General features: G+C 70.5%; 15 protein-coding genes. 12 read left to right on the plus strand and 3 right to left on the minus strand.

Translation table 11 applies throughout. The features are described 5' to 3' along the window. Positions 1–267 precede the first annotated feature (267 nt). Genes aroQ through V7Z98_RS03075 form a run of 3 tightly spaced genes read right to left on the minus strand, consistent with a single transcriptional unit; the run spans position 268 to position 2770 of the window. On the minus strand, positions 268–876 hold the full coding sequence (gene aroQ, locus V7Z98_RS03065; protein ID WP_293262978.1) for a gamma subclass chorismate mutase AroQ: 609 nt from the start codon (positions 874–876) through the stop codon (positions 268–270). After that, on the minus strand, positions 873–1679 hold the full coding sequence (locus V7Z98_RS03070) for a transporter substrate-binding domain-containing protein (protein ID WP_334156951.1): 807 nt from the start codon (positions 1677–1679) through the stop codon (positions 873–875). The genes aroQ and V7Z98_RS03070 overlap by 4 nt, the downstream gene beginning before the upstream one ends. Beyond that, entirely contained in the window at positions 1676–2770 is a 1095-nt protein-coding gene (locus tag V7Z98_RS03075; RefSeq protein WP_334156952.1) for an AI-2E family transporter, read from the minus strand. Before V7Z98_RS03075 ends, V7Z98_RS03070 begins: the two co-directional genes overlap by 4 nt. Before the next feature lie 274 nt (positions 2771–3044). Between V7Z98_RS03075 and V7Z98_RS03080 the strand changes: the two genes are divergently transcribed. The 12 genes from V7Z98_RS03080 (at position 3045) to mgtE (ending at position 17589) form a co-directional block, all read left to right on the plus strand. Further along, positions 3045–5324: a putative bifunctional diguanylate cyclase/phosphodiesterase gene (locus tag V7Z98_RS03080; protein WP_334156953.1), complete on the plus strand. Its 2280-nt coding sequence runs from the start codon at positions 3045–3047 to the stop codon at positions 5322–5324. Further along, positions 5303–7294 carry a sensor histidine kinase gene (locus V7Z98_RS03085; RefSeq protein WP_334156954.1) on the plus strand — a complete coding sequence of 664 codons (1992 nt, stop codon included), beginning with the start codon at positions 5303–5305 and terminating at the stop codon, positions 7292–7294. The genes V7Z98_RS03080 and V7Z98_RS03085 overlap by 22 nt, the downstream gene beginning before the upstream one ends. A gap of 38 nt (positions 7295–7332) precedes the next feature. After that, the gene (locus tag V7Z98_RS03090) at positions 7333–7611 is read left to right on the plus strand and encodes a YkgJ family cysteine cluster protein (protein WP_293262988.1); all 279 of its coding nucleotides are present in this window, start codon (positions 7333–7335) and stop codon (positions 7609–7611) included. A 70-nt stretch (positions 7612–7681) separates the two neighbouring features. Then, positions 7682–8794 (plus strand): NADH:flavin oxidoreductase/NADH oxidase, encoded by a 1113-nt coding sequence (locus V7Z98_RS03095; RefSeq protein ID WP_334156955.1) that lies wholly within the window; start codon positions 7682–7684, stop codon positions 8792–8794. A 101-nt stretch (positions 8795–8895) separates the two neighbouring features. Continuing rightward, the gene (locus tag V7Z98_RS03100) at positions 8896–9717 is read left to right on the plus strand and encodes an undecaprenyl-diphosphate phosphatase (RefSeq protein WP_334156956.1); all 822 of its coding nucleotides are present in this window, start codon (positions 8896–8898) and stop codon (positions 9715–9717) included. 92 nt (positions 9718–9809) lie between these two features. After that, complete coding sequence (locus V7Z98_RS03105) at positions 9810–10742, plus strand: alpha/beta hydrolase family protein (RefSeq protein ID WP_334156957.1); 933 nt, start codon at positions 9810–9812, stop codon at positions 10740–10742. A 63-nt stretch (positions 10743–10805) separates the two neighbouring features. Then, positions 10806–11417: a YqiA/YcfP family alpha/beta fold hydrolase gene (locus V7Z98_RS03110; protein ID WP_442951808.1), complete on the plus strand. Its 612-nt coding sequence runs from the start codon at positions 10806–10808 to the stop codon at positions 11415–11417. A 7-nt stretch (positions 11418–11424) separates the two neighbouring features. Continuing rightward, positions 11425–13434: a ribonuclease catalytic domain-containing protein gene (locus tag V7Z98_RS03115; protein WP_334156959.1), complete on the plus strand. Its 2010-nt coding sequence runs from the start codon at positions 11425–11427 to the stop codon at positions 13432–13434. Position 13435: 1 nt separating this feature from the next. Beyond that, positions 13436–14326, plus strand: a complete 891-nt coding sequence (locus V7Z98_RS03120) for an energy transducer TonB (RefSeq protein WP_334156960.1) — start codon at positions 13436–13438, stop codon at positions 14324–14326. Between the two features lie 19 nt (positions 14327–14345). Further along, the gene (gene aroE, locus V7Z98_RS03125; RefSeq protein WP_334156961.1) at positions 14346–15194 is read left to right on the plus strand and encodes a shikimate dehydrogenase; all 849 of its coding nucleotides are present in this window, start codon (positions 14346–14348) and stop codon (positions 15192–15194) included. A gap of 13 nt (positions 15195–15207) precedes the next feature. Then, positions 15208–15903: a monofunctional biosynthetic peptidoglycan transglycosylase gene (mtgA, locus tag V7Z98_RS03130; protein WP_334156962.1), complete on the plus strand. Its 696-nt coding sequence runs from the start codon at positions 15208–15210 to the stop codon at positions 15901–15903. Positions 15904–16128: 225 nt separating this feature from the next. Next, a complete protein-coding gene (gene mgtE / locus V7Z98_RS03135) occupies positions 16129–17589 on the plus strand; it encodes a magnesium transporter (RefSeq protein WP_293263004.1) in 1461 nt (486 codons plus the stop codon). Positions 17590–17646: the final 57 nt, after the last annotated feature.

Consider the following 17646-nt stretch of genomic DNA (forward strand, 5'->3'; position numbering starts at 1 on the left):
TCGCCGCCGCCCAGGGGATCGCCGAGGCCGAAGCCCTGGAGAAGGGGATGGAGACCAAGGCGGTGGAATTCGTGAAGAGCGGCGCGGAAATCTACCGCAAGGTCTGATCGTCCTCGGAATCGCTGACGAAAAAGCGGGGCGTGCCGGAAAGGCACGCCCCGCTTCGTTTTCCAATCACCCTGCCCGCAGAACCAGGTCAGGCGCGGCGTTCCACGATGGCACGGCGGAAGTCCGCGCCAGTCCTTGCGTTTCAGGCAGTCAGGTTTTTCAGCACTTGTTGGCAGTAAGCCCCGCCCGCTTGCACAAGGGGGCGAAAGCCGCCTCCACCGCCGGGTCCTCGCGCCCCGGGGGCAGGCCCGCCAGGCGCCGGGCCGAGCGCAGTTCGGCGCGGCCGGTGGAGCCTTGCAGTTCGAGCCAGGCCCGGGGCAGGGTGTCGAGCATGGCGGTACCGATGCGGTCGAGCTGGGGGCGGATTTCCTCGGCCAGGTCCGGCGCAGACTCGGGAGGCAGGACCGTGCCTTTCTTCCAGGCGGCGAAATGGGCTCGCTGGCGCACCTTGGCGGCACTGATCTGGGCTTCGAAAAAGGCCCGCGCGTCGGCCCGCCGGGCCTTGCCCATTCCCCGCGCCGCCGCCCGCCGGTCCAGGGATTCGAGCAGGGCCGCCTCCCGGGGCGGGTCCTCGATGGCACCGTGGTGCAGCCACTTGTAGGCGGCTACGTCGTCCATCAGGGCCAGCCGCTCGGCCATCAGCCCGGCCAGCCGGTCCAGGGATTCGCCGGCCTGGGCGGGCGGGGCGCACAGGGCCAGGCAGGCGAGCCAGGGGGCCGCCCCGCGGACGGCGCGCCGCCAGGAAAACAACGGAATGGTCGTGGTCATCGGGGTATCCATCGGGCCTGGATGCGCTCGAACTCGCCGGAGGCCTGGGCCAGGTGCAGCCACTGGTCCACCCAGGCCTTGAGGGCGAAGTCCCGGGGCAGCAGGAAGGCTTTTTCCGAGTAGTCGAAGGGAGCGTCGGGATGGACGGCGCACAAGGCCGGACGCAGCTTCTGTTGCAGGCGCGCCTCCACCGCGTCGGTGATCATCAGGTCGGCGCGGCCGGCGACGATCTCGTCGAAGATGGTGGTGTTGTCCGGATGGACGCTGATCTGGGCGGCCTTCAGGTAGGCCCGGGCAAACCGCTCGTTGGTGCCGCCTGGGTTGACCACCGCCCGGACACCCGGCCGGTCGATTTGGGCCAGGGTCTGGAAGCGCTGCACGTTCTCGCAGCGGGTGATCGGCGTCTTGCCGTCATGCAGGTAGGGGGCGGAGAACAGGGCCCGCTTCTGCCGCTCCAGGCTCACCGAGACGCCGCCCACCGCCAGGTCGAACTTGCCGGCGGCCAAGTCGGCCATCAAGGCGGGCCAGGAGGTCTTCACCCACTGCACCTTGACGCCGAGGGCCGCCCCCAGGGCTTCGGCCAAGTCCACGTCCATGCCGACCAGGGTCCCCCGCTCCACCTGCCAACGAGCGAACGGGGCGTAGTCGCCGGGGGTGCCGACGCGCAGCACGCCGCGCTCGAGCACCGCATCGAGGCGGCTCGCCTCCTCCGCCCCGGCACTGCCCGACACGACAGTGGCCCCGACACCGAAGGCCAGCGCGCCCACCAGCGCCAGGCGGCGCAGGGCCGCCCGCGGCGTCATTCGCCTGCCTCCGGCGACACTTCCGATGCCCCCGACGTTCCCGCCGTCATCGCCTCGGCGGTCCATTCCTGGAGCAGCCGGTAGCCCACCGCCAGCAGGGTCGGGCCGAGGAAGACGCCGATGAAGCCGAAGGCCACCACGCCGCCCATCACCCCCATCAGCACCAGCACGAAGGGCAGACTGGCGCCCCGGCTGATCAGGAAAGGCTTGAGGAAGTTGTCCACGCTGCTCACCACCAGGGTGCCCCACAGGGCGAGGAAGATGGCCCAGCCGGTTTCGCCCTGGGTGTACAGCCACAAGGCCGCCGGGCCCCACACCAGGGGCGGGCCCACGGGCACCACCGAGAGGAAGAAGATGGCCAGGCCGAGCAGCACCGGCGCCGGCACCCCGGCGATCCAGAAACCGATGCCACCCAGGACGCCCTGGGCCAGGGCGGTGCCGAGGATGCCGTAGACCACCCCGGTGACCGTGTCGCCGGCCACCCGGGTCAGGCGTACGCCCTTTTCCCCGGCCATGCGCTCGAATACGGCATTGAGGCGCACCGCCAGGTGTTCGCCGTGCACGAACATGAAGAAGGCGATGAAGATCGACAGGGACAGTTCCAGCAGGCCCGTGCCGAGCAGGCTGCCGGCCTTGAGCAGGGCGCCGCCCAGGGGGGCCTGGATTTCCTTGAGCTGCATGGCCAGCCAGGCTTCGTCGTGGATCGCCAGCAGCCAGTAGGCCTCGGCCCGCTCGCCCACCAGGGGCAGGTCCCGCACCCAGGTCGGCGGCAGGGGCAGCCCCTTGGCGCGCAGGTTGAGCACCAGGTCGCGCAGTTCGCCGGCGTTGTCCGACAGGGTGACGCTGACCACCGCGAAGGGCGCCAGCAGCACGCCGATGGTGAGCAGGGTGAAGACCAGGGTGGCCAGGGTGCGCCGCCCCCCCAGGCCCCGTTCGATCCAGCTGAGCAGGGGCCAGCCCGAATAGACGAGGATGGCGGCCCAGACCATGGCGGTGAGGAAGGGGCGCAGCACGGCGAAGCAGCCGACGATGAGCAACGCCAGGGCAACGAAGGCGAGCCAGCGGTCGGCGATCTTGGCAAACATGGTCATGACGGAATTCCGGAAGGTCCGGCGACAGGGGCCGGGCACCGGCGATTATAGGGTCTAGCCCCGGCAGCCGGAGGCCCGCGTCGCGTCCGGAACTTCGCCCGCCGCCCCTATTCCAATGGTTTGCCGCAACGTCAGGTGCATGTGCTTGTGGAATGACCATTTTCCTGCCATGTTTATGACGTTCGGGCGATCCGCCCCAGCGCCTGCTGGCGGCCCGGGCACCGGACCCGGGCAAGGGCCGGCGCTGTGGCGGACAACGATCACGGGAGCCAAGATGGTCACCTCCAGCACGACAGCCGCCTCCGACGACGAAGGCGGCGACGAACTCCTTGCGTTCGCCGACGAAGGCGCACCGGCCAGCGCCATTCCCGGCGAAACCCGCTGGAAGGTCCTGGCCATCGACGACGACCCCGATTTTCAACGTTCCATGGCCTTCAGCCTGCGCCACTTCGCCTCCCGGGAAGGCGGGATCGAGCTGCTGCAGGCCTACAACACCGCCGAGGCCGCCGCCATCCTGGCCCGGGAGCGGGACATCGCCGTGCTCCTGCTCGACGTGGTGATGGAATCCGACGACGCCGGCCTGCGTCTGGTCCGTTCCGTGCGCGAGACCATGGGCAACGCCGAGGTGCGTATCGTCCTGGTCACCGGCGCCCCCGGGGTGGCGCCGATGAAGGACGTGATGGCCGGCTACGACATCAACGACTACTGGACCAAGTCCGAACTGTCGGTGGACCGGCTCTACACCCTGCTGGTAGCCAACATCCGTGCCTACCAGCACCTCACCAGCGTCTCCCGGGCCAGGCGCGGGCTGCAAATGATCGTCGAATCGAGCAACACCCTGGTGGCCTCCCGCACCCTGGGCGAATTCTCCAGCCGCATCCTGCGCGAGATCGCCCAGCTGATCGGCGTGCCCCCCGAGGGCATGATCTGCGTCGAACAGCGCGGCGAGTACGACCCGATGCCCCAGGTGCAGATCATCAGCGCCGCCGGGCGCTTTTCCCCGGCCATCGACCACCACCTGGAAGAACTGGGCGAGCCCGCCATCGAAGCGGCCATCCGCCGCTGCCTGAGCGAACGCGGCCACATCGCCCTGTCCGACTGCCGGGTGCTGTTCTTCCCCAGCTCCCTGGCCTCGGCCAATTACGCCGCCTATCTGAGCACGCCGCGCCCCCTGGACGACACCGAGGAAGAATTGCTGCGGGTGTTCACCGTCAACATTCGCAGCGGCCTGCACAACGTGGCCCTGGTCAGCCGGCTCGATGAGATGGCCTTCCAGGACCCCCTGCTCGGCATCGCCAACCGCAACGCCCTGGAACGGTCCTTGGAAGACCTCTACAACGTGCGCTGCAAGAGCGGCTCCTGCCCCGGCAGCTGTTACACGCCGGGCTACGTGCTGTTCCTGCTCGACATCGACGAGTTCTCCACGGTCAACCTGACCCTGGGCTTCGAGCAGGGCAACCGGCAACTGCGCGAGGTGTCCCGCCGGCTGCGCGCCGGCCTCAGCCCCACCCTGCTGATCTCCCGGCTCCACGACGACATCTTCGCCATCCTCGGTCCGGCGTCCGAAGTGACGGAGGAGCGCATCAACCACCTGCTCGGCCTGCACGGCGGCGACGGCCCGCCCCAGTTCGTCAGCATCGGCTCGGCCCGGCTCGACCTCACCCAGTTCCGCGGCACCCCGGCGGACGCCATCGTGGTCGCCTCCCTGCTGCTCAAGACCGCCAAGCGGCGCGGCTTTTCCCAGCACGAGGACTACGTCCCCGGCCTGGAAACCGCCACCGCCGAGCGCTACCGCCTGGCCATGGCCCTGCGCGATGCCCTCGGCCGCGACGAAATCCGCATCGCCCTGCAACCCCAGGTGGAAATGGCCACCGGCCGCCTGACCGGGGCCGAAGCCCTGGCGCGCTGGACCCTGCCCGACGGCGAAACGGTGTCGCCGGGCCTCTTCATTCCCCTGGCCGAGGCCACCGGGCTGATCGTCACCCTGGGCGAGCGGGTGATGCGCCTGGCCGCCCGGGCGGCAGTACAGATGGCAGCGCACGGGCTGGCCGGAGTGCGGGTGGCGGTCAACGTTTCCACCATCCAGTTTGCCCGTGAAAGCCTGCTCCAGGATTTCCTGCGCATCCTCGGCGAAGAGGGTGCCAGCCCGCGGCAGATCGAGATCGAGATCACCGAATCCCTGGCCATGCAGGACACCCAGTCCATCCAGCTGCGCCTGGAAGCTTTCCGCGCCCAGGGCTTCGAGATTGCCATCGACGACTTCGGCACCGGCTTCTCGTCCCTCTCCTACCTGCGCCGCCTGCCCATCGACCGGCTCAAGATCGACCAGGCCTTCGTCGCCGAGATCGGCACGGTCCCCGACGACTGCGCCATCGCCGACATGGTCATCCAGGTGGCCCGACGCATGGGCATGGGCGTGGTGGCCGAAGGGGTGGAAACCCCCGACCAGGTCGACTGGCTGCGCCACCGGAACTGCCTGGACGCCCAGGGCTACCACTACGGCCGCCCCATGCCCCTGGAGGACCTGCTGCGGTGGCAGACGGCCCGGACCTGAACGGCACCGCGCCATCCCCGGCCGCCGGCCGCACCCGCCGGCGGAGACCGTTGCGGCGCCTGTGGCGCACCGGCCTCCGCCTCTGGCGGGTGCGCCGTGCCTTCCTGCTCAACCTCCTGCCCTGGGCGGCGGCCACGGTGCTGATCTGCGCCCTCACCTACGACCGCCTCTCCGCCGTCCGCCTCGAACCCTTGCGCCTGGCCCAGAACGACCTGGCGGTGCAGGGCATGACCGTGCTCAGCCGCTGGAGCGGCTTCCTCAAGCGCGACCTGATGTTCCTCGCCCGGGACCCGGCCCTGGCCCGGGCCCTGTCCAACGGCGATCTGGGCGAAGTGGCCGCCCGCTGGCAGAGCTTCGCCGACACCTCGGGCATCTACGACAAGATCCGCTGGATCGACGAAACCGGGCAGGAACGCCTGCGCGTCAATTTCGAGGACGGCCGCGCCGTCCAGGTGCGTACCGACAAGCTGCAGGACAAGCGCCACCGCCCCTTCTTCTTCGAGACCATGACCCTGCACCCCGGCCAGGTCTACTACTCGCGCCTCGACCTAAACAGCGAGAACGACCAGATCGAGCTGCCCTACAAGCCCACCCTGCGGATCGCCACTCCCCTCTACGACAGCAAGGGCAACGCCCGGGGTATCCTCACCCTCAACTTCCTCGCCAAGGTGCTGCTCGAACGCCTCGGCCAGATGCCCAGTTCCTTCGGCCTGGAACTGCACCTGGTCGACCACGAGGGCTACTGGCTGCTCTCCCCGGACCCGCAGCAGGCCTGGGGCTTCATGCTCGGCCACCCGGAACACGCCCTGCCGCGCAGCCAGCCCGCGTTGTGGCAGACCATGCAGCTGCGGACCTCGGGCCAGTTCGCCGATGCCGGCGGACTGTGGCTGTTCGACACCTATTCGCCGGTGGACGGAGACCCGGCCGCCCTGCTCGAAACCGGCGGCATCACGCCCCCAACCTGGCGGCTGGTGGTGCACGCCCCCCAGGACATCATCGACGAGCTGCGCCAGGGCATCCTGCTGCGCTGCGTGCTGATTGCCATCCTGCTGCTCGGCATGATCAGCCTGTTCACCGCCCGGGTCGTCCTCGCCACCCACGAGCGCAACCAGGCCCTGGCCCGGCTGCGCCGGCGCAGCGACGAGCTGAACACCGCCAACGCTTCCCTGAGCGATGCCCTGGAACGGCAGCAGGCCATGCAGACCGAGCTGGTGCGGGCCGAAAAGCTCTCGTCCCTGGGGCTGCTGGTGGCCGGGGTGGCCCACGAGCTGAACACCCCCATCGGCGCCGCCGTGGTCGCCAATTCCACCCTGGAAAAAGCCCGGGAAGCCCTGGACCAGGAACTGGCCGCCGGCCTGCGCCGCTCCACCCTTGCCGAGTTCCTGGCCCAGGTCGCCGAGGGCAGCCGCATGATCGGCCACAACCTGGGGCGGGCCGCCGGCCTGATCCGCCTGTTCAAGCAGCTGGCGGTGGACCGGGCCTCGGTGGAACGGCGCAGCTTCACCCTGGCCGACGCGGTGGACGACACCCTGCACATCCTGCGCACCCGCTTCAAGACCAGCCCCCACAGCCTGGTCACCGACATCCCCGCCGACCTGATCCTGGAAAGCTACCCCGGCCCCCTCGGCCAGACCCTGGAAAACCTGGTGGGCAACGCCCTCACCCATGCTTTCCCCAACCAGGGCAGCGGCGAGGTGCGCATCGCCGCCCGGCGCCTGCCGGACGGCGGCCAGATCGAAGTGACGATCCGCGACAACGGTACCGGCATCGCCCCGGACCAGCTCGAACGGATCTTCGACCCCTTCGTCACCACCCGGCGCAGCCAGGGCGGCACCGGCCTGGGACTGCACCTGGCCCACCACCTGACCACCGAACTGCTCGGCGGCAGCCTCACCGTGACCAGCGTGCCGGGCCAGGGCACCTGCTTCACCCTCACCCTGCCCCTGCGCGCCCCGGGCAACGGCGCCTGACCCCCCGCCCGCGCGGGCGTTGCGGCGGGCCGGGTATCATGGCCGCCATGAACTGCCGTCCCGCCTGTCGTCCTCACTGCGCCGCCTGCTGCATCGCCCCCTCCATCGCCGGACCGATCCCCGGCATGCCCGGGGGCAAGCCCGCCGGAGTGCCCTGCGTCCAGCTCACCGCCGATCTGGGCTGCGCCCTGTTCGGCCGCCCCGAGCGGCCAGCCTGCTGCGGCGGACTGCAACCGTCGACGGAAATGTGCGGCGACAGCCGGGAAGCGGCCCTGGCCTGGCTGACCGAGCTGGAAGCCCTGACCCGGCCCGACTGACCTCCCTATCACCCTCACCCGCCACGCCGCCACCGCGCGCGGCGCCGGCTTCGCCACGTCGAGGATTCCCATGAGCGCTCCCCGCCTGTTCACTCCCCTCGCCCTGGGCCGCCTGACCCTGGCCAACCGCATCGTCATCGCCCCCATGTGCCAGTACTCGGCCGAGGACGGCAACGTTGGCGACTGGCACCTGATGCACCTGGGCAACCTGGCCCTGAGCGGCGCCGGGCTGCTCATCGTCGAGGCCACCGGGGTAACGCCGGAGGGACGCATCTCGCCCTTTTGCGCCGGCCTGTGGAGCGACGGCAACGAAGCCGCGTTCGCTCGGGTGCTGGCCGCCCTGCGCCGCCACTCCCCGATCGCCCTGGGCATCCAGCTGTCCCACGCCGGGCGCAAAGGCAGCAGTTCGGCGCCCTGGACCGGCATCCGCCAGCTTTCCCGGGCCGAGGGCGGCTGGCTGCCCCTGGCGCCCTCGGCCCTGGCCGGCCGGCCCGGCGAAGCACCGCCGGCGGCCCTGGACACCGCCGGGCTGGCGCGCATTCGCGACGCCTTCGTGGCCGCCGCCCGGCGCGCCGACCGGCTCGGCTTCGACCTGGTGGAGCTGCACGCCGCCCACGGCTACCTGCTGCACCAATTCCTCTCGCCGCTGTCGAACCAGCGCGACGACGCCTACGGCGGCTCCCTGGCCAACCGCATGCGCTTTCCCCTGGAGGTGTTCGACGCGGTGCGCGCCGCCTGGCCGGCGGGCAAGCCCCTGGGGGCGCGCATCTCCGCCACCGACTGGGTGGAAGGCGGCTGGAGCGTGGACGAGAGCGTCGAATTCACCCGGGCGTTGCAGGCCCGGGGCGCCGACTTCATCCACGTTTCCAGCGGCGGCCTGGATTCCCGGCAGCAGATTCCCGCCGAGCCCGGCTACCAGCTGCCCTTCGCCGCCCGCATCAAGGCCGAGACCGGACTGCCGACCATCGCCGTGGGCCTGATCACCGACCCGCACCAGGCGGAGCGGGTGGTGGCCGAGGGCAGCGCCGACCTGGTGGCCCTGGCCCGGGGCATTCTCTACGACCCGCGCTGGCCCTGGCACGCCGCCCAGGCCCTGGGCGCCCGGGTGAGCGCCCCGCCCCAGTACTGGCGCTGCGCCCCGGCGGAAGCGCCGCACCTGTTCGATACCGGCCGGCCCGGCTGATAGCCCGGTCCCGCACCGGGTCAGCTCCGGGGCCGGGAGCCGGGGCGGGCCTGCCGGTATAATCGTCGCCTTTCATTTACGGCCTTCGCCCCCGGCCCCCCATGGACCTCCTGCTCCTGCTCAAAGCCCTCATCCTCGGCCTGGTCGAGGGTTTCACCGAATTCCTGCCCATTTCCTCCACCGGCCACCTGATCCTGGCCGGCGACCTGCTCAACTTCAACGACGACCGGGGCAAGCTGTTCGAGATCGTCATCCAGTCCGGCGCCATCCTGGCGGTGTGCTGGGAATACCGGGCGCGCATCGTCCACGTGCTCGGCAGCCTGGGCCAGACCTGGGCCCAGCGCTTCGTGCTCAACCTGGCGGTGGCCTTCCTGCCCCTGGCCCTGATCGGCCTGGCCGTGGGCAAGGCGATCAAGGCCCACCTGTTCAACCCGGTGACGGTGGCCACGGCCTTCATCGTCGGCGGCCTGATCATCCTGTGGGCGGAAAAGCGCCGCCACACGGTGCGCGTCCAGGAAGTGGAAGACCTGACCGTGGTCGACGCCGTCAAGCTCGGCTTCGCCCAGGCCCTGGCCCTCATCCCGGGCACCTCCCGCTCCGGCGCCACCATCATCGGCGGCCTGTTCTTCGGCCTGTCGCGCAAGGCTGCCACCGAGTTCTCCTTCTTCCTCGCCATTCCCACCCTGACCATGGCCACCCTGTACGAGCTGTACAAGGAAAGGGCCCTGCTCTCCGCCGACGACCTGGGCATGTGGGTGGTGGGCTTCGTCGCCGCCTTCGTCTCGGCCTTCCTGTGCGTGCGCTGGCTGCTGCGCTACATCGCCAGCCACGATTTCACCGTGTTCGCCTGGTACCGCATCGTCTTCGGTATCGTCGTGCTGGCCACCTGGCAGATGGGAGCGGTGAGCTGGTCGGCGGGCTGACCGGCACCGCGGCGCCGGACGGGGCCCCGCCTCAGCCGGCACTGCCCGCCGCCCTCGCGCCCTGGGCCGCCCCCGGCCCCTGGGCAGTAGCGGTGGAGGACGGCGAGGTTCCCGGGCTCACCCCGGACGCCCCCCTGGCGATCCGCGCCTACCGGCCCCGGCCCGACGGCCTCCTCCCCCTGCGCGGCGTCATCGCCTACTCCCACGGCCTGGGCGGGGATCGCCGCTCCGGCGCCGCCTGGCTGTCCCACTGGTCCAGCCACGGTTTTCTCGGCGTGGCCCTGACCCACCGCCACGAACGGCCGATCGACGGCTCGCCCTTACAACTGCGCCGGGCCCTGCGCGAGGCCCTGGCCGCAAAGGCACTACGGACGCGGGTTGCCGAGATGCATGCCCTGATCGCCGCGCTGGTGGCCGATCTCCAGACCACCCCTCTGGAAACGCCCGTCCCTATTGGAGTTGCCGGCCACTCCTTCGGCGGCGTCACCGTCCAGGCCCTGGCCGGCGAGCGGCGCATCCACGACGACCTGGCCCCGGCCGAGGCGGCTCATCCGAGTGCCGCCGCATCGGGCGCACCCGCCAGCGCCGCCAACATCTTCCACGCCCCGGTGGCGAACCTGGGGGCCGCCCTGGCCTTCTCCCCCTCGGCCCGGGCCAACCCGCTGCCCCTGGCCGCGCGTTTTGCCGGAGTGGCCGCCCCCTTCATGTCCCTGACCGGCACCCAGGATGCGGGCCTGTTGCGCGGCGACATCGACGCCGCCAACCGCTGCCTGCCCTTCGAGCACATGCCGGCGGGCGGCAAGTACCTGTTCGTCGCCGCCGACGGGCGCCACCCGGACTTCGCCGGCGAGGCGGTCGCGGCGGGCTCGGCAAGGAGCGCCCCACCGTTCCAGCCCTGGCTGCTCGCCCTGTCCACCGCCTTCTGGGCCGCCCAGCTGGGCAACGACCCCGCCGTCCGGGATGCCCTGGCGGCCCTGGCCGGCGATCTCCCCGCCCTGGCTCCGCACCGCTTCGCCGCCAAATAATCCGGTCCGGACGCCCCGGCCCGCCCCAGCCCCCCCCATTCCCCGAGATTCGTCATGCCTCCCATGCTCCTGTATCTGCACGGTTTCCGCTCCTCACCCCAGTCCTGGAAGGCTCGCCTGCTCGGCGAGGCGATGGCCGCCCGGGGCCTGGCCGATGCGTTCGTCTGCCCGACGCTGCCCGACCGGCCGGCAGAGGCCATCGCCCTGGCCGAAGCGCTGATCCAGCAGGCCCAGGCGGCCGGCCGCCCGGTGGTGCTGGCCGGCAGTTCCCTGGGGGGCTACTACGCCACCTGGCTGGCGGAAAAGCACGGCCTCAAGGCCATCCTGATCAACCCGGCGGTGGCCGCCCCCACCTCCCTGGCCGACTACCTGGGGCCCCAGACCAACCTGTACACCGGCGAGGTATTCGTGTTCACCGCCGCCCACATCGCCGAGCTGGAAGCCTTGCAGGCACCCCGCATCACCCCGTCCCGCTACCTGCTGCTGGTGGAAACCGGCGACGAGGTGCTCGACTACCGGGAGGCGGTGGCCCGCTACGCCGGGGCCGCGCAGCGGGTGTTCGACGGCGGCGACCACAGCTTCACCCGCTTTCCCGAAATGATTCCCCAACTCCTTGAGTTCGCGGGGATTGCCGCGTCACACGAGGGCGGGAACGGCCCGGCGGCAAAGGTATAATCCGCGGATGTTTATCCTGTTTGAAGAAGACGGCGCCTTCAAGGCCGGTTCCGTGCTTGCCGACAACGACGCCACACTGCAGGTGGAGTCGGCCTCGGGCAAGCGTTCCAAGATCAAGGCCGCCAACGTGCTGCTGCGCTTCAAGGAGCCGTCGCCCACGGCCCTGCTCGGCCTGGCCGAGAGCGAGGCCGCCGGCATCGACCCGGAATTCCTGTGGGAATGCGCCGGCGAGGGCGAATTCGCTTTCGCCGAGTTCGCCCAGGACTACGTGGGCCACGCCCCCGGCGCGGTGGAAGCCACCGCCGTGCTACTGGCCCTGCAAGCCGCCCCGATCTACTTCCACCGCAAGGGCCGCGGCCGCTTCCGCAAGGCCCCGCCGGATATCCTCAAGGCCGCCCTGGCCGGCGCCGAGAAGAAGCGCCTGCAAGCCGAAGCCATCGAACGCATGGCCGGCGAGATCGCCGCCGGCACCCTGCCCGACGAGTTCCGCAACCAGGTGGACGCCCTGCTGTTCAAGCCGGACCGTAACCGTCCCGAGGTGAAGGCCCTGGAGGCCGCCATGGAGCGCAGCGGCAAGTCGGCCCAGGCCCTGCTGTTCGCCGCCGGTGCCTTCCGCTCGGCCTACGAGCTGCACTACAAGCGCTTCCTGTTCGACCAGTTCCCCCAGGGCACCGGTTTCCCCGAGATCGAGATTCCCCACGCCCCGGACGACCTACCCCGGGCCGAGGTCCAGGCCTTCTCCATCGACGACGCCGCCACCACCGAGATCGACGACGCCCTGTCGGTGACGCCCCTGCCCGGCATCGGCTGGCGCATCGGCATCCACATCGCCGCGCCGGGCCTGGGGTTCGGCCTGGGTTCGCCCCTCGACGGGGTGGCGCGCAAGCGCCTGTCCACGGTGTACATGCCGGGTAACAAGATCACCATGCTGCCCAGCGAAGTGGTGGACCGTTTCACCCTCTACGGCGGCCGCGACTGCCCGGCCCTGTCGCTCTACCTGACCGTCTCCGACACCTGGGAGATCCTCTCCCACGAGTCCCGCTGCGAGGTGGTGCCGATCGCCACCAACCTGCGCCACCAGGATGTGGAGCCCCTGTTCAACGCCGAAACCCTGGCTGGCGGTCTGGCCGAGTTCCCCTTCCGCGACGAGCTGCTCACCCTCTACCACTTCGCCTGCGCCTGCGAGGGCCGGCGCGGCAAGCCCTCGGCCACCCAGGGCGTCAACGACTACAACTTCGACATCGAGGGCGACCTGGAGAACGATCCGGACGGCTGCCGGGTGCATATCAGCGAGCGCCCCCGGGGCAGCCCTCTGGACAAGCTGGTGGCCGAGCTGATGATCGTCGCCAACTCCACCTGGGGCCGGCTGCTCGCCGACCAGAAGATTCCCGCCTTGTACCGGGCCCAGGTCGGCGGCAAGGTGCGCATGACCACCTCGCCCCTGCCCCACGAGGGCCTGGGGGTGGACTGCTACGCCTGGAGCACCTCGCCCCTGCGCCGCTACGTGGACCTGGTCAACCAGTGGCAGCTGATGGCCGCCGTGAGCGGCAAGCCCCCGACCTTCTCGGGCAAGTCCGACGTGCTCTTCGCCGCCATGCGTGACTTCGAGCTGACCTACGCCGCCTACGCCGACTTCCAGCGCGGCATGGAGCGCTACTGGGTGATCCGCTGGCTGGCCCAGGAGGGTATCGCCCAGCTGGACGCCACGGTGCGCAAGGAAAACCTGGTGAAGGTGGACCGCCTACCCGGCCTGCACCGGGTGCCCTCCCTGCCCGAGCTGGCCCCGGGCTCCCGGGTGACCCTGGCGGTGGACAAGACCGACCTGCTCGACCTGACCCTGGACTTCCGCTTCGTCGCCGCCCTGGGCGCCACCGCCGAGGTCCTGCCGGCCGACCTGGATGGGGACGATGGGGACGCCGGGGAAGAAGTGGAAGCGGCGCCCGCTGCCACCGCCGCACCGGGGGAAGCGGCAGCGCCCGACGCCCTCCAACCCGCCCAAGCCGACGGAGCCGCCTGAGATGAACAGCACCGCCCTGCCCTTTGCCCCCATGCCGCCGGCCGCCAGTTCCCGGCCGCTGATGGTCGGCATCGGCGCGTCGGTGCTGCTCCACGCCGTGCTGCTGTCGCTGCACTTCCAGTTCCCCGACGCCTCCCGGGCCCTGCGCGACAAGGCCCTGGACATCGTGCTGGTCAATGCCAAGTCAAAGCGACCGCCCAGCAACGCCCAGGCCCTGGCCCAGAACAACCTGGACGGCGGCGGCAACACCGAACAGGAGCGCCGCGCCAAGACGCCCCTGCCCCCGGCGCCGGAACACCGGGACGGCAACGAGCTGGAGCGCAAGCAGCGCCGCGTCCAGGAGCTGGAAGCGTCCCAACGGGCGCTATTGAGCCAGGCCCGCAAGTCCCCGGCCAGCACCGCCCGTGAGGCCCGGGAAACCGCGCCGGACGCGCCGCCCCCGTCCCCTGTGTCGGGCAAGGACCTGGCCAGCAGCGCCCTGGCCATGGCCCGCACCCTGGGCGAGATCGACCGCCATGTGGACGACTACAACAAGATGCCGCGCAAGCAGTTCGTCGGCGCCCGCACCGCCGAATACCGTTTCGCCAGCTACGTGGAAGCCTGGCGGCAGAAGGTGGAGAAAGTCGGCACCCTCAACTACCCGGATGCCGCCAAGGGCCGCACCTACGGCACCCTGGTGATGACCGTGGTGATCAAGCCCGACGGCACCGTCCACGACGTGGAGCTGAACCGCCCCTCGGGCTTCAAGGTGCTGGACGAGGCCGCCCGGCGCATCGTCCAGCTCGCCGGTCCCTACGCGCCCTTCCCCCCGGAAATCCGCCGCGACACCGACCTGCTCTACATCACCCGCACCTGGTCCTTCACCCAGGGCGACCAGCTCCAGTCCAAATAACCACGTTCCCACGTCCGCCATGACCGACCGCTACTGCGTCTTTGGCAACCCCATCGGCCACTCCAAGTCCCCCGCCATCCACGCCGCCTTCGCCGCCGCCACCGGCCAGGACCTGACCTACGAGGCCCGTCTGGCGCCCATCGACGCAGCCGACGGCTTTGCCGCGGCGGTGCAAGCCTTCGTCGCCGAAGGCGGCCGGGGCGCCAACGTCACCGTGCCGTTCAAGGAAGACGCCTACCGGCTGGCCGGCGCCCCGGGCAACCGGCTCACCCCCCGGGCGCAACTGGCCGGGGCGGTGAACACCCTGGCCTTCGGCATGGACGGCGTGCCCGTGCTCGGCGACAACACCGACGGAGTGGGCCTGGTGCGCGATTTGACCGATTTCCTCGGCGTGTCCCTGGCCGGCAAGCGCATCCTGCTGCTCGGCGCCGGCGGCGCCGCCCGGGGCGCCCTGGGGCCCCTGCTCGATGCCGGCCCGGCCGAACTGGCCATCGCCAACCGCACCGTGGCCAAGGCCCAAACCCTGGTGGAACTGGTGGCCGCCAGCCATCCCCGGGCCCAGGTCAGCGCCTGCGCCTTCGCCGACCTGGCGGGGCGCCGCTTCGACGTGGTCATCAACGCCACCAGCGCCAGCCTGCAAGGCGAGCCGGTGCCCCTGCCCGCCGGGCTGTACGCCCCGGGCGGCGTCGCCTACGACATGATGTACGGCGCCGACACGCCTTTCCTCGCCCAGGCCCGCCAGCTCGGCGCGGCGATCTGCACCGACGGGCTGGGGATGCTGGTGGAGCAGGCCGCCGAGGCCTTCGCCCTGTGGCGCGGGGTGCGCCCCGACACCGCCGCCGTGCGCCGCCTGCTGCGCCCGGCCTGATCCCAAGTCCCCCATGCTGTTCCTGCTGCGCTGGCTGAGACGGGGCGTCGTCGCCCTGGTGGCCGTGGTGCTCCTCTACCAGCTGTGGCTGTTCGGTTGGGTGCTGTGGTGGAACTGGGTCAATCCAGACATGACCCGCTTCATGGAAATCCGCCTCGCCGAGCTGCGCGCGAAGGACCCCAAGGCCCAACTGAAGAAGCAGTGGGTCGATTACGCCCGCATCTCGCCCAACCTCAAGCGCGCCATCATCGCTGCCGAGGACGCCCGCTTCGTCGATCACGAAGGCTTCGACTGGGAAGGCATCCAGAAGGCCTTGGAGAAGAACCAGCGGCGCGGGAAAGTGGTGGCCGGCGGCTCCACCATCTCCCAGCAGCTGGCCAAGAACCTGTTCCTCAGCCCGGACAAGACCCCCTGGCGCAAGGCCGAGGAGGCGCTGATCACCCTGATGATCGAGGCCGTCTGGGACAAGCGGCGCATCTTCGAGGTCTACCTCAACGTCATCGAGTGGGGCAACGGCGTGTTCGGCGCCGAGGCCGCCGCCCGCCACTACTACGGACTCTCCGCCGCCCAGTTGGGCAGCGAACAGGCCGCCCGCCTGGCGGGGATGGTGCCCAACCCCCGCTTCTACGACCGCAACCGGGGCGCCCCCGGGCTGGGGCGCAAGACGGCCATCATCCAGGCGCGCATGCCGGCGGCGGAAATCCCCTGACCCGGGGGCGCGGATAGCCCCACCGGCCGGAACTCCGCGCCCTGCCTTGTTTTCCGCTCCCCTGGTCCGCCGTGCCGCGACCGGCGCGGCCCCCGCGGCGACCTCGCCCCAGCCCCAGCAACGGCGCGCCTCTTCGCCCTGGCCGGTGTCAAAATTCTGTCGCCGCCCCGGTGCTAGAATCCTGGGCACCCCGCCGTCCCTTTCTTCCCTCCGCCCAGGCCCGCCATGCCGCCCTTCAACAACGACCACGAGCCGACGCCCCTGGGAGACGCCGACGCGCTGCAGACGCGCCTGTCCGAGGTGCAGACCCTGCTTGCCCGGCACCGCCTGGTGGAAGACCTGGTGCACCGCCAGGAAATGCCCCGCCACGATCTGGTCGAATCCATGGTGCACAAGCGCCACCTGGCCGAACTGCGCGGCAAGCTCGACAAGATGCACCCGGCGGACGTCGCCACCATCCTGGAAGCCCTGCCCCTGGACGACCGCCTGGTGGTGTGGAACCTGGTCAAGGCGGAGCGGGACGGCGAAATCCTGCTCGAAGTCTCGGACGCGGTACGGGAAACCCTGATCGCCTCCATGGCCCCGGCCGAGCTGGAGGCCGCCGCCCAGTCCCTGGATGCGGACGAACTGGCCGACCTGGCACCGGACCTGCCCCGGGAGGTGGTGCAGAACCTGTTCCAGACCCTGCCCCGGGAAGAGCAGGAACAACTGCGCGCCGCCCTCTCGTACCCGGAAGGCACGGTGGGGGCGCTGATGGACTTCGACATGGTGACGGTGCGCGAGGACGTCACCCTGGAAGTGGTGTTCCGCTACCTGCGCCGCTTCGACGAACTGCCCGACCACACCGACCAGCTGTTCGTGGTGGACCGCAACGACCTGCTCAAGGGGGTGCTGTCCCTCTCCCGCCTGCTCGTCACCGAACCCGAGACCGAGGTCACGGCGGTGATGCGCAGCGACGCCCTGCGCTTCACCCCCAACGACCCGGCCGACGACGCGGCCGAGGCCTTCGACCGCTACGATCTGGTGTCCGCCCCGGTGGTGGACGCCGAGGGCAAGCTGGTGGGGCGGCTCGCCGTGGCTGCCGTACTCGACTACTTCCGCGAGGAAAGCGAGAGCGAGCAGCTGGCCCAGGCCGGCCTGCGCGAGGAGGAGGACATCTTCGCCCCGGTGTGGAACTCGGTGAAGAACCGCTGGGCCTGGCTGGCCATCAACCTGGTGACGGCCTTCGTCGCCTCCCGGGTGATCGGCCTGTTCGAGGGCTCCATCGAGAAGCTGGTGGCCCTGGCCACCCTGATGCCCATCGTCGCCGGCATCGGCGGCAACTCGGGCAACCAGACCATCACCATGATCGTGCGCGCCCTGGCCCTGGGCCAGCTGTCCACCGACCGCGCCCGGCGCCTGTACCGCAAGGAGATGGGGGTATCCCTGATCAACGGCCTGGTGTGGGGCGGCCTGCTCGGCGTGCTGGCCTGGGTGCTCTACGGCTCCCCCGCCCTGGGCCTGGTGATGACCTCGGCCATGACCCTCAACCTGCTGCTGGCGGCCACCGTCGGCGTGGCCATCCCGGTCACCCTGGCGAGCCTGGGCCGCGATCCGGCGGTGGGCTCCAGCGTGATGATCACCGCCGTCACCGACTCCGGCGGCTTCTTCATCTTTCTCGGCCTGGCCACCCTGTTCCTGCTCTGACGGGTAGAGCCCCAAAAGTACAAGGGCGGCCTTAGGCCGCCCTTTTCATTTTTTGCC

It is taken from the genome of Oryzomicrobium sp., from assembly GCF_036820405.1.
GTDB lineage: Bacteria > Pseudomonadota > Gammaproteobacteria > Burkholderiales > Rhodocyclaceae > Oryzomicrobium.

Bases quoted from the DNA above. Each gene is read 5' to 3' on its own strand.
- V7Z98_RS03100 (WP_334156956.1), top strand. From the start codon at position 8,896: ATGGACCTCCTGCTCCTGCTCAAAGCCCTCATCCTCGGCCTGGTCGAG.
- V7Z98_RS03095 (WP_334156955.1), top strand. From the start codon at position 7,682: ATGAGCGCTCCCCGCCTGTTCACTCCCCTCGCCCTGGGCCGCCTGACC.
- mtgA (WP_334156962.1), top strand. From the start codon at position 15,208: ATGCTGTTCCTGCTGCGCTGGCTGAGACGGGGCGTCGTCGCCCTGGTG.
- V7Z98_RS03080 (WP_334156953.1), top strand. From the start codon at position 3,045: ATGGTCACCTCCAGCACGACAGCCGCCTCCGACGACGAAGGCGGCGAC.
- V7Z98_RS03090 (WP_293262988.1), top strand. From the start codon at position 7,333: ATGGCCGCCATGAACTGCCGTCCCGCCTGTCGTCCTCACTGCGCCGCC.
- mgtE (WP_293263004.1), top strand. From the start codon at position 16,129: ATGCCGCCCTTCAACAACGACCACGAGCCGACGCCCCTGGGAGACGCC.
- aroE (WP_334156961.1), top strand. From the start codon at position 14,346: ATGACCGACCGCTACTGCGTCTTTGGCAACCCCATCGGCCACTCCAAG.
- V7Z98_RS03110 (WP_442951808.1), top strand. From the start codon at position 10,806: ATGCTCCTGTATCTGCACGGTTTCCGCTCCTCACCCCAGTCCTGGAAG.
- V7Z98_RS03075 (WP_334156952.1), bottom strand. From the start codon at position 2,770: ATGACCATGTTTGCCAAGATCGCCGACCGCTGGCTCGCCTTCGTTGCC.
- V7Z98_RS03120 (WP_334156960.1), top strand. From the start codon at position 13,436: ATGAACAGCACCGCCCTGCCCTTTGCCCCCATGCCGCCGGCCGCCAGT.
- V7Z98_RS03070 (WP_334156951.1), bottom strand. From the start codon at position 1,679: ATGACGCCGCGGGCGGCCCTGCGCCGCCTGGCGCTGGTGGGCGCGCTG.
- aroQ (WP_293262978.1), bottom strand. From the start codon at position 876: ATGACCACGACCATTCCGTTGTTTTCCTGGCGGCGCGCCGTCCGCGGG.
- V7Z98_RS03115 (WP_334156959.1), top strand. From the start codon at position 11,425: ATGTTTATCCTGTTTGAAGAAGACGGCGCCTTCAAGGCCGGTTCCGTG.